This window comes from Novosphingobium sp. 9U (assembly GCF_902506425.1).
Lineage (GTDB): Bacteria > Pseudomonadota > Alphaproteobacteria > Sphingomonadales > Sphingomonadaceae > Novosphingobium.
Genome location: NZ_LR732469.1, coordinates 2741964 through 2757004 on the forward strand (window position 1 = coordinate 2741964; position 15041 = coordinate 2757004).

The window sequence follows — 15041 nt, forward strand, 5'->3', positions numbered from 1 at the left end:
CGATCAGCTGCACTTGAGACCATTGCGCGTGGTATCGTAGACGCTCTTCAACCGGCCGGCGGCTTCGGCAGCATAAGTCGTGCCGAATTCCGACAGCGCGATGCAGGCGCGCTTGGTGTCCTGCAGCTGCTTCATCGATACCGCCAGATAGAGCAGGCTGTCAGGTGCCCGTTCGCCGCGCTTGTCGGCCTGGTAGTTCTGCACGAACCACTTGGCGGCTTCGAGCGGGTTGCCATCGTCCAGGAACGAGCGGCCAAGCAGGTTGCGGCCCCAGCTGGCGCGCGGGCTCTTGGGGTACTTCTCCAGGTAGAGCTTCAGCTGCTGCTGCGCCTCGGGGTAGAACTTGGCTTCCCATAGACGATAGCCGTAGCTGTACTCGTCCTCCGCGGCATCGCCGGTGCTCGGCTTGGCGATCGCGCTGACGGCCTGGACCCGTGCCGAGGTCGGCGGCGTTGCGGGCTTGGCAGCGGCGAGTTGCGAGGGCGCGGGCGTCGGCGTCGGACGCGGGTTCGAGGCGCCGCCGGTCATCGCACCCAGGTTGGCCTGCGCGGCGGGCACCGGCACGCCGGCATCGTTGGTGGCAAGCGGCTGCGTGCCCGCCGGCAGCGCGGCCATGCGCGCTTCGAGCTGGGTGATGCGGTTGCTGTTCTGCTCGACCTGGCCGGTCAGCCGCGCCACTTGCGCCTCCAGCGAGTCCATGCGCGTCAGCACGTCGGACAGCGCGCTGGTCGAGGGAAGCGGGTTGGCGCTGGGCGTGGGTGTCGGCGCGGAGATCTCGGGCGTGAAGTACTTGTCGCCACTGCCCGGGAAGACCTTGCGCTGGAGCGCGCGCACTTCGCTCTCCACCTTGTTCAGGCGCAGCTCGGTGTTGTTGCTCTGCGCTAGCGCCGGAACGACGCCACCGGCCATGACGAGCGCGAGTGCGGCTCCGGTGACGTACCGCAAGCGCGCGGACCGCAAAGGCGAAGGTACCATGGCCGAAAAGTCTCCCTTACCCGATCGCCCCGAACGATCGCACAACCCGCCCGCAAAGGCGGCACACGGCGGCCGCGGCTTTGCACTGCGTGCTGCCTTGGGCCACCCCCATCAGATGATTTGCCTCAAGAGGTTGCGCCTGTCGAGCGGCCCTCAGAGCTGCGTGGTGGATACCGGATTGTCCTGAGCCCGGCCGGCCGGGGCCTCGATGCCGTTCAGCAGGTCATCCATCTTCGGCACCGGCGGCACGTCGCTGCGCCTGCCGTTCGCCTGCGGTGCGCCCGGCGCCAACGATGGCGGGGTCGAGGGCGCAGCGCCCGTAGCTGGCCTGCCGGAGGGCGAACCGACGCGCTGCAGCAGGGCAGCAGGTGTCAGGACAATGCCGCTGATCACTTCGGGCTTGTCGCCCAACCGCGCAAGCTGGCGCCCGCCTACGGTGATCTGCAACTGGTCCGGACGCGCAGTGCGCAGCTGGGGCGCCTGTGCCTCGGCCGGCACGGTGTAGCTTTCGCCCTGCGCCATTTCCTTCTGGAACAGCTGGTTGCCGGCCGGGTCGGTCACCTTGATCCACACCCTCGGGGCAGTGGCGGTCAGGACCACCGGACCACCGGGCGCGCCTTGGGGAGGCGCCGCTTGTGCGGCACGCGTCGGCGACGGCGCTGCCTGTGTCGCATCGGCCCTCAGTTCGGGCAGCTGGCCTTCGGGGGAGAGGAAATCGTTCCAGAACACCAGCAGCGCGCCAACTACGACGACCGCCAGCAGACCCGCCAGCCAGGCGATGCGAGATGGCGGCACGCGTGCCGGGTCGCCCGGCTCGAAGCTGGGCAGCGTGGGGCCCCGCGTTACAGGCTGCGCATCGATCTGCCGACGCACCCGCGAGGCGATCTCGCGCTCGTCCAGCCCGACCGCGCGGGCATAGGAGCGCGAAAAGCCCACCGCATACGTCGGCGCGGCAAGTTCAGCGAAGCGGCTCTCCTCGATCAGGATGAGTTGGCGTTCGGCCACACGCGTCTGCGCCGCGATGTCGCCGAGGCTGAGCCCCTGCGCCTCGCGGGCGGCACGCAATTGGTCACCGACGCTGGTGGGCGGCGACGGGGTGCTCGGCGTATCGATGTGGTCTGCCATTCCGCTCGCAAAGGGAAGTGGGTGATTGGGGCGCTCCACGGCGAGACAACGCGGTCCGGACGGCGAAGTCAACCGGGTCTAGTGCATGATGCCGCGCTTTTTGATCGATGAAGGTGAACGGGAGATGATCGGAGCGGCCGAGGGTCCGGTTGGTGCAGATTGTCTCGGTGCAGGCGGGCCGTACGATGGCAGAGAGTGGGAAGCTCTGTCACTCAACACGGTCATCCTGGACTCGTTTCAGGATTCATTATGCCTGGTCCCTGACGTGACTGGCGTAAGCCGATCATGCGCTTCGCCGATCTAAGCGCTGAAATGCCCGCGAAATGGACCCTGAAACAAGTTCAGGGTAACGACTGGTATGGGTGGTTAGCTGCCGTTGCCGCTGAGCGTCCTCTCGACCAGCCAGAGGTAAAAAATCTGAGCCGCGACAAACACACCGCCGAGCATGAGGGCGGACGGCAGCAGCATGCCTTCCTCGCCGGCTTTCGGCGTTAGTGTCATCGCGCCAACCGAGACAAGCACCAGCACACAGATGGCAATGCTCGGAATGAAAGCGAGTGCGAAGACGCGGGGGGCAGACCGGGTAACTATTTTGGATAGTGGCGCCGACCGCATCATCATCCATTGCATGGGCAGTCTCTGCTCCTGCCGAAATCGAGCATTCGCGCGGATAGACAATCCCGCCAATATCAGCGCGAACATGGCAGATAAGATTACTACTACTACGGCCACAAGCGTTACCTTCCACCGTCAGGGTAGCACATCGGTTTAGGTCCGCTAGTGGGCGAAATCAGGCATCGCGCAACGTAACTTCTAATCCAAAGCAATCCCCCGCTCCGTCGCCCAATCGATCAGGACCTGGCGCAGGTTTTCGGGCGGCGCGGCGAGCCAGCCGTCCATTGCGGCGCGGATGGCCGAGACGTCGCATTGGCCGATCATGGCCTTGAGCGGGCCGACCGAGGCCGGGGTGATCGACAGGCGCTCGATGCCAATGCCGATCAGCGCCAGCGCCTCCAGCTGTCGTCCGCCCATCTCGCCGCACACGGTGATGTCCACCGATTGCCCGTCGAGGTCACGCACGATGCGGCGGATGAAGCGCAGGATGGCGGGGCTCAGCCAATCGTACCGCTCGGCCAGCTTCGGGTTCGCGCGGTCGGCTGCGAAGAGGAACTGCGTGAGATCGTTGGTGCCGATCGAAAGGAACTGGATCTTGGGCGCGAGCACGTCGAGCTGTTCGGCCAGCGCGGGCACTTCCAGCATAACGCCATAGCGGATCGCTTCGGGAACGCGCTTCTTGCGGCTGCGCAGGAACTCGACCTGACTGTCGAAGACGGCGCGCGCCGCATCGAACTCCCACGGCTCGCTGACCATCGGGAACATGACGTTGAGCGTGCGCCCAGCGGCGGCTTCCAGCAGAGCGCGCGCCTGGACCTTGAGCAGCCCCTCGCGTTCCAGCGCCACGCGCAGCGCGCGCCAGCCCATCGCCGGATTCTCCTCCGCCTCGCCGTCGTCATGGCGCAAGTAGGGAAGCGTCTTGTCGCCGCCGATATCGACGGTGCGGAACATGACCGGCCGCGGCCCCGCGGCTTCCATGACCTCGCGATAGAGGCGCGTCTGCCGCTCGCGCGAGGGAAGCGTGGCGGAAACCAGGAACTGGAACTCGGTGCGAAACAGGCCGATGCCGTCCGCGCCCGTGAGACCGAGGTTGGCGACATCGTCGCGGAGGCCGGCGTTGATCATCACCGTGATCCGCTGGCCATCGGCGCTGACGGGCACCACGTCGCGCAATGCGGCGTAGGCGGCCTGGCGCTCGCGACTGCGTCCCAGTCGCGTGTCGAACGCATCGACCATACCGGTCGAGGCGCGCACGGTCACCGTCGCCTGGTCGGCATCGAGCAGCAGCGGATCGCCCTCGCGCACTTTGCCACGCAGGCCCCGGACACGGCCGAGCACCGGAACGCCCATCGCCCGCGCGACGATGACGACATGGCTGGTCAGCGAGCCTTCCTCCAGGATCACGCCCTTCAGGCGGCGGCGGTCATACTCCAGCAGTTCGGCCGGGCCCAGGTTGCGCGCGATCAGGATGGCGTCGCTGCGCAGGCCCATGGTGGCGGCAGTGCCGAGCTGGCCCGAGACGATCCGGAGCAGGCGGTTCGACAGGTCCTCCAGGTCGTGCATGCGATCGGCGAGCAGCGGATCGTCGATTTGGCGCATACGCATGCGGGTGCGCTGCTGCACGCGCTCGATCGCGGCCTCGGCGGTTAGACCTGAGTCGATCGCTTCGTTGATGCGGCGGGTCCAGCCTTCGTCGTAGGCGAACATTTTGTAGGTCGCGAGGACCTCCTCATGCTCGCCGCCGACGCCGAACTCGGCCTGGCTGGCCATGCGCTCGACCTGTTCGCGCATCTTGTCGAAGGCCAGGATCACGCGCTGGCGCTCGGCTTCGGTGTCGTCGGCAACGACGTGCTCGATCGTTATGCGCGGCTGGTGGTAGACGGCGACGCCGCTGGCCAGGCCCTTGACCAACGTCAACCCGCGCAATGTCTCGGGACCTGTCTGACCACTGCCGCCGGCCGAATAATCGACCTCGTCAATCAGGTCGGCGTTGGTGATGAGTTCTGCCAGCACCATGGCGACGGTCTGAAGCGCCTCCACCTCGACGTCCTCGTAGCGACGCGGCTCGACATGCTGGACCGAGAGCACGCCCACTGCGCGCTCACGTCGCACGATCGGCACGCCGGCAAAGGAGTGGAACTTGTCCTCCCCGGTTTCGGGCCGGTACATGAAGTCCGGATGCGCGGTCGCCTCGGCAAGGTTGAGCGGTTCGATGTCGTCCGCGATGGTGCCGACCAGCCCCTCGCCCACCGCCATGCGGGTGACGTGGACGGCTTCCTGCGCCAGACCGCGGGTGGCGAACAACTCCAGCATGCCTTCGCGGAGGAGGTAGATCGAGCAGACTTCGCTATCGAGGCACTCGCCGATCACCTCGACCACGTTGTTCAGCTTGGCCTGCGCATTGCTGCGCGACGCCATCACCTCGTGCAGGCGCGTAAGGATGTTCCGGGCGGCTTCGACGGCTCCGATGCTCATGATTCATCGCGTACCGGAAAGCTTTCGGTTTGAAAACGCAGGGGTGCTTGGCTGCGCGCGACTAAATCGTTTGCCGCTTGCGGCTTGCATAGATCGGGAGGTTGGCTAATGGCTCCCGACAAGCTCAGGCTGTGTCGGAGTCATGCCGCGCGGTTGGACCGCTCTGGCATGCACCCTTGCGCCGGTCGCGCGCGGTTATCCGATCACGAGATCAAAGATCCCGCGCGCGAACCGGCCGGCGATGTAATTCTGTGAGGCGGAAGAAGCCCAGATCAGTGCCGGGCGATCTCTTCCTTGATGCGCAGCTTGCGCTTCTTAAGCGCCTGGATTGCCACGGCGTCGGGCATCGGGCGGCTCATTTCCTGCTGGATCTGACGGTCGATCCCAGCATGCTTGGTCTGCAGGGCGCTGACGTGCGAAGTCTCCATGAATGATCCTCCTTTATCAAGAGCACCGGATCCGTGTCTGCCGACTCGGCATCATGCGGATGCGGCACAATTGTCATCGAACCATAATAGGGCGGGCTTGCGAAGGGCGTTGATGGCCCATATCGGTGAGCCGCCGTCCGGATGCGTCGAGCCGGACCGGCGCCTTTTTGGTTGTCTCGACCTTGGGGAAGCACCCGCGTGACCGAAGAGGAGATGCGCAAGCGTCTGGAAATCCTGCGTATCGAGCACCGCGATCTTGATGCTGCGATTGATGCGCTCGGCGCTGCCGGATCGAACGATCAGTTGCAGATCGCCCGGCTTAAAAAACGCAAGCTGCGGCTGAAGGACCAGATCGCCATCATCGAGGACTACCTGATCCCCGATATCATCGCCTGAAGGCTGCCACGGCGCTGTCAATACGGCCCTGTCAATCCGGATGGATGCTGAGGGGCCGATCCGACTCGCAGAAAATCGCAGCTTCGTACCCTTTCTGGACATACCCCCAGCCGACGCGGAAAAGTTGCGGGCACCCGGTTGCGGCGCACGAGCATTCGTTCATATCAGCGGTGCATGGGGCAACCAATCACCATAAATCCGAGGATCGTCGAAGGCTTGTATTGCGAAGCGCTGGTGCTCTCCGACGAGGTGCGCCACATGTTCGCCCTTAGCAGTCGGATCGAGGACGGGCGCGCGGGAATGGAAGACCTCGCACGCGTCGCGATGTCGAGCGAGGGCCTGCGCACGACCACCCGGATGATGCACGCGGTGGCGTGGCTGCTGAACCATCGCGCCTACTTCATGGGCGAGCTCTCCGAATTCCAGCTGCGGCGCCACGGCCGGCTCTCGCCCGACATGCGCGAGTCGGAGCCCGAGCAGTTCGCCTTGCTCACGACGCCGGTGCAGGACCTGGTGAACGCCACGCTGCGCTTCTACGATCGGCTGCTGCGGCTGGATCGCAGCTGGCGCCAGATCGATGAGCCAACGCCCGGCGCGATCGTGCGCTTGCGCGAACGGCTGGAGCGCCGACTGGCGGGTTAGCGGCACCCCCAAGCCCCGCGCTCTTGCGATCGAAGCGCCGGCCGCTCGACAGCCTCACCCGCAGCGCCCATATCGGGGCCATGGACGCCGCCACCGATCTTCGCCCTTACGCCCATGCCGAGCGAGTCGATCCGCTCGTCCGCCGCGTGCTAGCGCGCAATCCGTCGCCATTCACGTACACGGGGACGCAAAGCTACATCGTCGGGGCCGGCAATGAGGTCGCGGTGATCGACCCTGGTCCGGACGAACCGGAGCACCTCGACGCCCTTATGGCGGCGATCGGCGATGCCAGGGTCGTGGCGATCTGCTGCACTCACACCCATCGCGATCACTCGCCCGCAGCGGCCCCGCTCGCCGCTATGACCGGTGCGCCGGTGATCGGCTGTGCCGCGCTGACGCTCGACGATGATGGCCCGCGCTCCGACGCGGCCTTCGACGCCGATTACCGCCCCGACCGCGTACTCGCCGACGGCGAGAGCGTGAGCGGCCAGGGTTGGACGCTCGTCGCCGTGGAGACGCCGGGGCACACCTCGAACCACGTCTGCTTCGCGCTGCCGGAGAGCGGCGTCCTGTTCACCGGCGACCACGTGATGGGCTGGTCGACCAGCGTCGTCTCCCCGCCCGATGGCGACATGACCGCCTACATGGCCAGCCTCGCGAAGCTGCACGGGCGCGAGGATCGTATCTACTTTCCGGCGCACGGCCCGGCGGTCGACAAGCCGCGCCAGCTGGTGCGCGGCATGATCGGCCATCGCCGCAGCCGCGAGAAGCAGATCCTGAAGCAGATCGGTGAAGGCCGCACGCGCATCGGCGAAATGGTGCCGATGATGTACAAGGGCGTGGACGAGCGGCTTTGGCCGGCGGCCGGCCGCTCGGTGCACGCACACCTGATCGACCTGGCCCGCCGCGACCTCGTGGCTGAGGCGGGCGATCGGTGGACGCTGGTGGCTCCTCCAGCCTGACCTTAGGGCATGAGTACGGCGATCGCAGCCAGCGCGGCGACAGCCAGGGCGATGAAGACTGCGGCTCGGGCATAATCACCGCCGCTAATGCGGTCGTAGTGGTCGGCACGATAGGCGCGGTACTGCGGCGCGATCACAGGGTCGCTCGCCAGCAGCCCCAGATCGAGCGCGCTGGCGCCGCGGCGGAACCAGGCATGAACCTGTTCGAGGTCGCCGGAGGGCATTTCGGGATAGCTGGCTAGCAGCGCGGCGACACGCGCGCGCTCTTCGGCGCGATCGGCGCCGGCATCGATGGATGACATGGTGTTCTCGTCCTGAACTTGGCTGCACTCGGCGCGTGGGCGCCGGCGGAAAGCAAAGTCAGGCGAGCGGCGGGCCGCGCAGGTCGGGCAGGCGTTCAGGACGCTTGCGTGGCGGCGGTCCGCGCGCGGGTTGCAGCACGTGCGCTGGCGTCGCAAGCCGCGCGACCGTGGGCGCAAGTGGCTGCGGTGATAGCGGCTCGGGCAGAGCGGTGTTCGGCAGCGCGGGCGGCTTGGCGGCTTCGCTGCGCCGGCTGGACGCGAGCGCGACGTCCGCCGTCGCCGCGCTGAAGGCAGAACCGGTGACCCGCTGCAGCGGTGCAACGACCGGTTCCACCGCCTGCAAGCTGATAGTGAAGAGCAGAAGCGCGGCCCACAGGCGGAACAGGACAAGGGCGCGGCGGGACGTCATCGCACGTCAACTTAGTGCGTCTTCGCGCGCGTTTGAACCCAGCGCGTGCCTCCTCCCCTCCGGGCAGCCGCGCCGGGCGGCACCGATTGCACATCCCGATCGTTCATGAAGACATGACGCCAGCTTCCCTGCCCGAACGCGTGAAATCCTCTATCCGCCGCCGCGTCGTCGGGCTGTTCAACGATGTCGAGCGCGGCCAGACACCTGTCATGCGCAGCCCTGATGCACTGTTCGCGCCCGGTTCGGTGGTGTGGCGCGTGCACGGGGACGTCGGCTCGATGATGGTCGGCGGTGTCGCCAGCCTGCTCCTGCAGATGCTCCACCCCTCTGTGCTCGCGGGCGTGTGGGATCACTCGAACTTCCGCAAGGACATGCACGGCCGCCTGCGCCGCACTGCGCGCTTTATCGCCATGACCACTTATGGCGAGCGAACATCCGCCGAAACCGCCATCGCCACCGTGCGCCGCGTGCATGACCGTGTCGCCGGCACCTTGCCCGACGGCACGCCATACAGCGCGAACGATCCGGCGCTGCTCGCCTGGGTGCACGTGACCGAAACCAGCAGCTTCCTCGACGCCTGGATCCGCTATGGCGAGCCGCTGATGCCCACGTCCGAGCAGGACCGCTACTTCGCGCAAATGGCCCAGGTGGGCGAGATGCTGGGCGCCGACCCGCTCCCGCGCTCGCGAGCCCAAGCGCAGCAGCTGACCGCGCAGATGCGCCCGCAACTTAAGGTCGATGCCCGCACCCGCGAGATTGCCGAGCTGATCCTTGCGGGGCGAGGTGCGCCGGCGATGGGAGAGGTTCCTCGCAAGCTGGCGATGCAGGCGGCGATCGACCTTCTGCCGGACTGGGCGCGGCGCATGCACGGCTTCTCGCTCTCGCCGCTCGAGCGCCCGCTGGTGCGTGCCGGGACGTTCGGCGTTGCGCAGACCTTGCGCTGGGCCTTCCGTTAAGGGGTTGCTTTGGAACCGAGGTTGGCTGGCGGCCTTCGACAAGCTCAGGCCAAGCGGTGTTGGGGTGTGCCCCTCCGTTTAAACGAAAAGTCGCAGCGATCTTCCTCCAACACCGCCTATGCTGAGCTTGTCGAAGCATGCCAGCCACCGGTGCGTCCGAGCTAGGCGCCCTTGACCCTGCCCCCCACGACAACTCACACGACCAAAATATCACGCCGCAACCAGCGCCAGTCAGGGTCGACACTCCGACGCGGCACGCCCACATGCGCGGCGATGTTCGCCCGCCTCGCTCCCGCCCTCTTCGTGCTCATTTGGTCGAGCGGCTTCGTCGTCGCGCGCTGGGCCGTTCCGCATGCCGCTCCCGAACTGATCCTGCTCGCGCGCATGGCGCTGACTTCGGCGATGATGGGTGGCGCGGCGCTGGCGGCAGGGGAACAGTGGCCCACCGGCGCGCGGCTGCGGCGCCACCTGCTTGCGGGCGTCATGCTCAACGGGGTCTATTTGTGCACCAGTTGGTGGGCGGTGCAGCAGGGCATGCCGGCCGGAGTGATGGCACTGCTCGGCGCCTTGCAGCCGCTCGTGGTGGCCGTGGGCGCCTTCCTGTTCCTGGGCGAGCGGCTGCCGGCGCGCGGGTGGGCGGGCCTGGGCATTGCGCTAGCCGGCGGGGTTATGGTGCTGGCGCCGCTGCTCGAGAGCGGGCTGGCGATCAGCGTGCCGCTCTATGTGGTGGCGGGCGCCGTCGCCTCGATCCTGGCGATGGCAGCGGGCACGATGATCCAATCAGGATCGCTGGCGCAGGACGGCATTCGCGTGTCGAGCTCGGTGCAGAACGCGGGTGGCGCTGCCGTCGCGCTGGCGGCGACGGTGAGTTTCGGCGACTATCGCTGGGACAATTCGCTTGAGCTGTGGCTTGGCCTGGCGTGGTCGGTGCTCATGCTCTCGGCCGCTGCCTTGTCGCTCCTGGTGTGGATGACCCGCCGCCAGGGCGCCACGCGCGTCAGCGTGCTGCTGCTACTGGTGCCGCCGCTCACGGCCGTGGAGTCCCGGTTGCTCTTCGGCGAGCACCTGATCACGATCCAACTGCTCGGCTTCGCGCTGGCGCTGGGCGGCGTGCTCCTTGCCCGCTCCGGCAAGGCAGCACCTCCGCCCGAGCCTGCTTAACGCTTCTCGTAGCGGGTCAGGCCAGGGCCGATGGCGTTCTGCCCCAGCTTCACCGCGTCGCCCGACCAGTCGGCCACGAATGCGCTGCGGCGCTCGACACCGGGCGCGAAGCGAGCGTCGTTGCCGTCGATCAGCAGCCCGCCCGAGGTGTGGTTCTGATGCTCGGCCGCGACCGCGATGAAGGCGGAGTAGTTCTCTTTGTCGCGTCCTTGCACGAACCAGTTGCCCGCGATCTTGCCGGTGGCGCCATCGCTGAGGTCGATCATGTAGTTGCTCTGTCGACCGTGCGAATCGTCAAAGCTGCAGTTGAGGATCGCGATCTTGGCGGCGCGGGTCTTGGCGTAATGGCCGCCCGTGCCCTGCTCGAAACGGCTGCGGGTGACGGACAGCGCACCGTAATTGCCGATGTAGATCGAGTGCGCGCAGCCCGAGCCCTCGCACGTGCCGAGCCGGGTAAACGTCGACTTGTCGATCTGGACGACGCCTTGCGGGTCGTCACCGGTGAGGATGCCCTGCTCGCTGTCGCGAAACCAGCTCTGCGAGACCGAGAGGCTGCCGTGCTCGAGCCGGATGCCGGCGCCGTTCTTGTCGCTGACGCGCATGTTGGCGAAGACGAGGCCGTCCACGCGCGAGGCGCGGCCGCGCAGTACCAGGGCCGCCTTGCCCTCGCACGTCACGCCATCGAACACCGCTTGTCCGGGCACCGCCGCGACATAGGCGACATCGCCCTGCGTCTGCACCGCGCAATCGGCATAGCGCGCGGGCGCCAGGCGGATGGTGCCGCGTCCGTCCCCTATGGCATCGATCGCGTCCTGCAGCCGCGTGTAGCCGCGGCCGCTCTCGACCACGGTGTAGGGCGCGGCCTCGTCGCGCGCAAAGGTCGGCGCGGCTGCGAATGTGAGCGTGGTGGCGGTTGCGGCGAGAGCGAGGATCGTCTTCATGCGTCAGGGCATAAGCGCTGATCGGTTAAGAACTAACCAGCGACATCTGCCTAGATCCTCCCCTGCAAGGGGAGGATCTATTCTGCACTTGTGACAAATCGTGTCCCGACGCACCCAATCCTTGAACATCGCTTTGTACCGCTTAACTTGTTTCATGCGGACCGGGCCCCTCTGGCGCGGCGCTCTTCGGAGCGTCACGTGATGTCGGACCGCATCGGGTGAGACCGATGCTGGAGCCCGGGGCACCTTCCCCCAAACTCCCTAGGCACCGGGGTCGAGCATCGGCTCATTCGATCGAACCAACATCCTCGTTCGATAGGGATCCGATATGAACACCCGCTTTTTCCTGATGCTCGAGCTCCTCCAGAAGCTTGACACGCGCCTGCGCATTGCCCGCACTCCCCTGGAGGCGGCGCGGTTGCGTGCCCGCAAGCGCACCGTGCGCGAGCGGCTGGCGCGCGCCATGAAGACCTCCACCCCGCAACCGGCGTGAGGCGCGCATGGAACTGCTGACCGCCGACTGGCTCGGCACGCCGGCCTGGTTCTGGCTCGCTTTCGCCGCCATTGTCCTGATCCTCACTGCCTTCGACCTCGGCGTCCTGCACAAGGACGACCGCGAGATGGGCATCGCTGAATCGCTCAAGCTTTCAGTGTTCTACATCGCGATCGCCATGGCGTTCGGCGGCTGGGTCTGGTTCGCTAAGGGCGCGACTTCGAGCGTCGAATACTACACCGGCTACTTCATCGAGAAGGCGCTCTCGATCGACAACGTCTTCGTGATCTCGATGATCTTCGGCTTCTTCGCGATCGCGCCCAAGTACCAATACCGCGCGCTTCTGTGGGGCATCCTGGCGGTGATCGTGCTGCGCGGTCTGATGATCGCCGGCGGTGCGGCGCTGGTGGCGAGCGCGCACTGGGTGATGTGGATCTTCGCTGCTTTCCTCGTCTTCACCGGCTTGAAGATGCTGCTGAGCAAGGATCACGATCCGGACATCGGCAACAACCCGGCCGTCCGCTGGATCTCGAAGCACCTGCATGTCACCAAGGAGCACCACGGCCACCACTTCTTCGTCCAGCAGCCCAACGCCGCTGGCAAGCTGGCGTGGGCGGCGACGCCGCTGTTCCTGGCGCTGGTGGTGATCAACCTGGCCGACTTGGTGTTCGCGGTGGATTCGGTGCCGGCGATCTTCTCGATCACCACCGATACCTTCATCGTCTACACCTCCAACATCATGGCGATCTTGGGCCTGCGTGCGCTCTATTTTGCGTTGGCAGCGATGGTGCACCGCTTCCACTACCTGAAGTATGCACTGGCGCTGGTCCTGGTCTTCATCGGCGCGAAAATCCTGGTTGCCGACTTCGTGCTGGGTGGCGCCAAGTTCCCGCCGCTGCTGAGCCTGGGCGTGACCCTGGCGCTGATCGCGGGCGGTGTCGGCTGGTCCTTGTGGAAGACGCGGCGGGAGCCTGAAGCCCCCATCCTCGCCCCGCCGGGGAGAGGATAGCGAAGCTTGCTCCGCCAGGAGCTAGCGCAGCTTGGAGAGGGCAGCGTGCGCGCGCAACCCTCTCCGACTCCGGCTAGTTCGCTGCGCTATCCAGCCCGAGTATCCTCTCCCCGCGGGAGGATCGGGTCCGTCCGCTCTTTACCCGTGCAAGCCATGCCCAGCATCGCTAAGGCCCGGCGATGCAAGCCGTTGCCGCGACACCGAATGCCCGCACCTGGAGCCCCGCCCACCTTGCCGCGCTGATCACCGCCAACGTGGCGCTGGCACTTGGCCCATGGTTCGTGCGCCTGGCCGATACCGGTCCGGTCGCCGCCGGGTTCTGGCGCCTCACCATCGCGCTGCCCGTGATCTTCGCGCTGTCCTTGCGCGAGCCGGCGGAGCGCCGCCGGGTCGCTGGTGGCACCCTGGCACTGGTCGCGGGTGCCGGCGTGTTCTTCGCGCTCGACCTCGCCAGCTGGCATGTCGGCATAGCCACCACCAAGCTTGCCAACGCCTCGCTGTTCGGCAACTCGGGAAGCGTGATCCTGATGGCCTGGGGCCTGATCGCGGCCCGCCGGGCGCCGCGCGGGCTGGAGATCGCCGCGATCGTGGCCGCTCTTGCCGGCGCCGCGCTGCTGATGGGCGGCTCGCTGGAGGTCAGCCACGCCAGCTTCGTGGGCGACTTGTTCTGCTTGCTCGCGGGCTTCTTCTACGCCTTCTACATCCTGATGCTGGCGCCTGCCCGCGCCCGACTGGGGCAGTTCTCGGTGCTGTTCTGGTCGACGCTGACCGGCGCACCGATTCTGCTCGGCGTGGCGGCACTGATGGGCGAGGCGATCGTGCCGCACCACTGGACGCCGCTGCTGGTGCTGGCGATGAGCAGCCAGGTGATCGGTCAAGGTTTCCTGATCTACTCGCTCAGGAACTTCACTCCACTGGTGATCGGCCTGGCGCTGCTGACGCAGCCTGCGGTCTCCGCGCTGGCAGGCTGGCTGGCTTTCGGCGAGGTGCTGAGCGCCGGCGACGTGCTGGGCATGGTCCTGCTCGCCGGCGCGCTAGCGATGGCCAAGGCCGGCGACAAGCCGGGTTAACCCGGACCCGGGTCAAGCCCGGGTCGACGCGCCAGCGAGCGCGTCAGCGCGCGCCCAGATCTCCATGACCAATGGTGCCGCTCGCCAATTCGAGCATGCGGTCGAGGCTCTTCTTGGCCGAGAGGCGCAAGCCGTCCTCGATCTCGATCCGCGGCTCCCGGTCACGCAGCGCGACGTAGAGCTTCTCCATGGTGTTGAGCGCCATGTAGGGGCAGATGTTGCAGTTGCAGTTGCCGTCCGCGCCCGGCGCGCCGATAAAGGTCTTTTCCGGCAGAGCCAGCTGCATCTGGTGGATGATGTGCGGCTCGGTGGCCACGATCAGCGTGTCGCCCGGCATCGTCTTGGCGTACTGCAGGATACCGCTGGTCGAGCCGACATAGTCCGCATGGTCGACGATGTGCGGCGGGCATTCCGGATGCGCGGCGATCGGGGCGCCGGGGTGCTGCGCGTGCAGCTTCAGGAGCTCGGTCTCGCTGAACGCCTCGTGGACGATGCACACGCCCGGCCACAGCAGCATGTCACGGCCGAACTTGCGGTTGAGATAGCCGCCCAGGTGCCGGTCCGGCCCGAAGATGATCTTCTGATCCTTGGGGATCTGCGCCAGGATGGTTTCGGCGCTGGAGCTGGTGACGATCACGTCGGACAGCGCCTTCACCTCCGTCGAGCAGTTGATGTAGGTCAGCGCGATGTGATCGGGATGCGCCTCGCGGAAAGCCTTGAACTTCTCGGGCGGGCATGAATCCTCAAGGCTGCAGCCCGCGTCCATGTCGGGCAGGACGACGATCTTGTCGGGGCTGAGGATCTTGGCGGTGTCGGCCATGAACTTGACGCCGCAAAACGCGATCACGTCGGCATCGGTCTCGGCCGCCTTGCGGCTGAGTTCGAGCGAATCGCCCACGAAATCCGCCAAGTCCTGCAGCTCGGGCTTCTGGTAATAGTGCGCGAGGATCACCGCATTTCGCTCCTTGCGGAGCCGATCGATCTCGGCGCGCAGGTCTACTCCGGTCAGGTTGAGGGTCTGTGCGGTCATGGTATCCCCTGGGGTCTTTGGCCGCTCATGTAGTGAGTGACGGCGCAGACCC

The 15041-nt window shown here is 66.6% G+C and carries 17 protein-coding genes; 8 read left to right on the forward strand and 9 right to left on the reverse strand.

The annotated features are described in order from the left end of the window. Positions 1–3: 3 nt before the first annotated feature. The 5 genes from GV044_RS12765 to GV044_RS12785 form a co-directional block, all read right to left on the reverse strand. On the reverse strand, positions 4–975 hold the full coding sequence (locus GV044_RS12765) for a hypothetical protein (protein ID WP_159870337.1): 972 nt from the start codon (positions 973–975) through the stop codon (positions 4–6). Positions 976–1128: 153 nt separating this feature from the next. Next, on the reverse strand, positions 1129–2100 hold the full coding sequence (locus tag GV044_RS12770) for a helix-turn-helix domain-containing protein (RefSeq protein WP_159870340.1): 972 nt from the start codon (positions 2098–2100) through the stop codon (positions 1129–1131). A gap of 366 nt (positions 2101–2466) precedes the next feature. After that, positions 2467–2802, reverse strand: coding sequence for a hypothetical protein (locus GV044_RS12775; protein WP_159870343.1), 336 nt, complete (start codon positions 2800–2802; stop codon positions 2467–2469). A gap of 111 nt (positions 2803–2913) precedes the next feature. Next, positions 2914–5190, reverse strand: a complete 2277-nt coding sequence (gene ptsP / locus GV044_RS12780; protein WP_159870346.1) for a phosphoenolpyruvate--protein phosphotransferase — start codon at positions 5188–5190, stop codon at positions 2914–2916. Positions 5191–5462: 272 nt separating this feature from the next. Continuing rightward, positions 5463–5618 carry a YdcH family protein gene (locus GV044_RS12785; RefSeq protein WP_159870349.1) on the reverse strand — a complete coding sequence of 52 codons (156 nt, stop codon included), beginning with the start codon at positions 5616–5618 and terminating at the stop codon, positions 5463–5465. 198 nt (positions 5619–5816) lie between these two features. On the opposite strand from GV044_RS12785, the gene GV044_RS12790 reads away from it, so the two are divergent. The 3 genes from GV044_RS12790 (at position 5817) to GV044_RS12800 (ending at position 7618) form a co-directional block, all read left to right on the forward strand. Further along, positions 5817–6014, forward strand: coding sequence for a YdcH family protein (locus tag GV044_RS12790; protein WP_159870352.1), 198 nt, complete (start codon positions 5817–5819; stop codon positions 6012–6014). Between the two features lie 174 nt (positions 6015–6188). Further along, the gene (locus GV044_RS12795; protein ID WP_159870355.1) at positions 6189–6656 is read left to right on the forward strand and encodes a DUF1465 family protein; all 468 of its coding nucleotides are present in this window, start codon (positions 6189–6191) and stop codon (positions 6654–6656) included. Positions 6657–6736: 80 nt separating this feature from the next. Further along, entirely contained in the window at positions 6737–7618 is an 882-nt protein-coding gene (locus GV044_RS12800) for an MBL fold metallo-hydrolase (RefSeq protein WP_159870358.1), read from the forward strand. 2 nt (positions 7619–7620) lie between these two features. Here GV044_RS12800 and GV044_RS12805 read toward each other — a convergent pair whose 3' ends face one another. Beyond that, a complete protein-coding gene (locus GV044_RS12805) occupies positions 7621–7920 on the reverse strand; it encodes a hypothetical protein (protein WP_159870361.1) in 300 nt (99 codons plus the stop codon). A gap of 58 nt (positions 7921–7978) precedes the next feature. Beyond that, the gene (locus GV044_RS12810) at positions 7979–8329 is read right to left on the reverse strand and encodes a hypothetical protein (protein ID WP_159870364.1); all 351 of its coding nucleotides are present in this window, start codon (positions 8327–8329) and stop codon (positions 7979–7981) included. A 113-nt stretch (positions 8330–8442) separates the two neighbouring features. On the opposite strand from GV044_RS12810, the gene GV044_RS12815 reads away from it, so the two are divergent. Together GV044_RS12815 and GV044_RS12820 are read left to right on the forward strand one after the other, a co-directional pair. Next, positions 8443–9285 (forward strand): oxygenase MpaB family protein, encoded by an 843-nt coding sequence (locus tag GV044_RS12815; RefSeq protein ID WP_159870367.1) that lies wholly within the window; start codon positions 8443–8445, stop codon positions 9283–9285. Positions 9286–9558: 273 nt separating this feature from the next. Next, on the forward strand, positions 9559–10446 hold the full coding sequence (locus GV044_RS12820; RefSeq protein ID WP_159870370.1) for a DMT family transporter: 888 nt from the start codon (positions 9559–9561) through the stop codon (positions 10444–10446). Here the strand turns inward: GV044_RS12820 and GV044_RS12825 are convergent. Then, positions 10443–11387: a right-handed parallel beta-helix repeat-containing protein gene (locus tag GV044_RS12825; RefSeq protein WP_159870373.1), complete on the reverse strand. Its 945-nt coding sequence runs from the start codon at positions 11385–11387 to the stop codon at positions 10443–10445. The genes GV044_RS12820 and GV044_RS12825 overlap by 4 nt on opposite strands. A 328-nt stretch (positions 11388–11715) precedes the next feature. Between GV044_RS12825 and GV044_RS12830 the strand changes: the two genes are divergently transcribed. From GV044_RS12830 to GV044_RS12840, 3 genes are all read left to right on the forward strand, one after another. Next, complete coding sequence (locus GV044_RS12830; protein WP_159870376.1) at positions 11716–11880, forward strand: DUF465 domain-containing protein; 165 nt, start codon at positions 11716–11718, stop codon at positions 11878–11880. A gap of 7 nt (positions 11881–11887) precedes the next feature. Next, entirely contained in the window at positions 11888–12889 is a 1002-nt protein-coding gene (locus tag GV044_RS12835; protein WP_159870395.1) for a TerC family protein, read from the forward strand. Positions 12890–13068: 179 nt separating this feature from the next. Next, entirely contained in the window at positions 13069–13959 is an 891-nt protein-coding gene (locus GV044_RS12840; protein ID WP_159870398.1) for a DMT family transporter, read from the forward strand. Between the two features lie 43 nt (positions 13960–14002). Here GV044_RS12840 and nadA read toward each other — a convergent pair whose 3' ends face one another. Beyond that, positions 14003–14989 carry a quinolinate synthase NadA gene (gene nadA, locus GV044_RS12845; protein WP_159870401.1) on the reverse strand — a complete coding sequence of 329 codons (987 nt, stop codon included), beginning with the start codon at positions 14987–14989 and terminating at the stop codon, positions 14003–14005. Positions 14990–15041 lie beyond the last annotated feature (52 nt).

Excerpts from the sequence above, each read along its gene's own strand:
- GV044_RS12765 (WP_159870337.1), bottom strand. The coding sequence starts at position 975 with ATGGTACCTTCGCCTTTGCGGTCCGCGCGCTTGCGGTACGTCACCGGA.
- GV044_RS12770 (WP_159870340.1), bottom strand. The coding sequence starts at position 2,100 with ATGGCAGACCACATCGATACGCCGAGCACCCCGTCGCCGCCCACCAGC.
- GV044_RS12775 (WP_159870343.1), bottom strand. The coding sequence starts at position 2,802 with ATGTTCGCGCTGATATTGGCGGGATTGTCTATCCGCGCGAATGCTCGA.
- ptsP (WP_159870346.1), bottom strand. The coding sequence starts at position 5,190 with ATGAGCATCGGAGCCGTCGAAGCCGCCCGGAACATCCTTACGCGCCTG.
- GV044_RS12785 (WP_159870349.1), bottom strand. The coding sequence starts at position 5,618 with ATGGAGACTTCGCACGTCAGCGCCCTGCAGACCAAGCATGCTGGGATC.
- GV044_RS12795 (WP_159870355.1), top strand. The coding sequence starts at position 6,189 with ATGGGGCAACCAATCACCATAAATCCGAGGATCGTCGAAGGCTTGTAT.
- GV044_RS12800 (WP_159870358.1), top strand. The coding sequence starts at position 6,737 with ATGGACGCCGCCACCGATCTTCGCCCTTACGCCCATGCCGAGCGAGTC.
- GV044_RS12805 (WP_159870361.1), bottom strand. The coding sequence starts at position 7,920 with ATGTCATCCATCGATGCCGGCGCCGATCGCGCCGAAGAGCGCGCGCGT.
- GV044_RS12810 (WP_159870364.1), bottom strand. The coding sequence starts at position 8,329 with ATGACGTCCCGCCGCGCCCTTGTCCTGTTCCGCCTGTGGGCCGCGCTT.
- GV044_RS12815 (WP_159870367.1), top strand. The coding sequence starts at position 8,443 with ATGACGCCAGCTTCCCTGCCCGAACGCGTGAAATCCTCTATCCGCCGC.
- GV044_RS12820 (WP_159870370.1), top strand. The coding sequence starts at position 9,559 with ATGTTCGCCCGCCTCGCTCCCGCCCTCTTCGTGCTCATTTGGTCGAGC.
- GV044_RS12825 (WP_159870373.1), bottom strand. The coding sequence starts at position 11,387 with ATGAAGACGATCCTCGCTCTCGCCGCAACCGCCACCACGCTCACATTC.
- GV044_RS12830 (WP_159870376.1), top strand. The coding sequence starts at position 11,716 with ATGAACACCCGCTTTTTCCTGATGCTCGAGCTCCTCCAGAAGCTTGAC.
- GV044_RS12835 (WP_159870395.1), top strand. The coding sequence starts at position 11,888 with ATGGAACTGCTGACCGCCGACTGGCTCGGCACGCCGGCCTGGTTCTGG.
- GV044_RS12840 (WP_159870398.1), top strand. The coding sequence starts at position 13,069 with ATGCAAGCCGTTGCCGCGACACCGAATGCCCGCACCTGGAGCCCCGCC.
- nadA (WP_159870401.1), bottom strand. The coding sequence starts at position 14,989 with ATGACCGCACAGACCCTCAACCTGACCGGAGTAGACCTGCGCGCCGAG.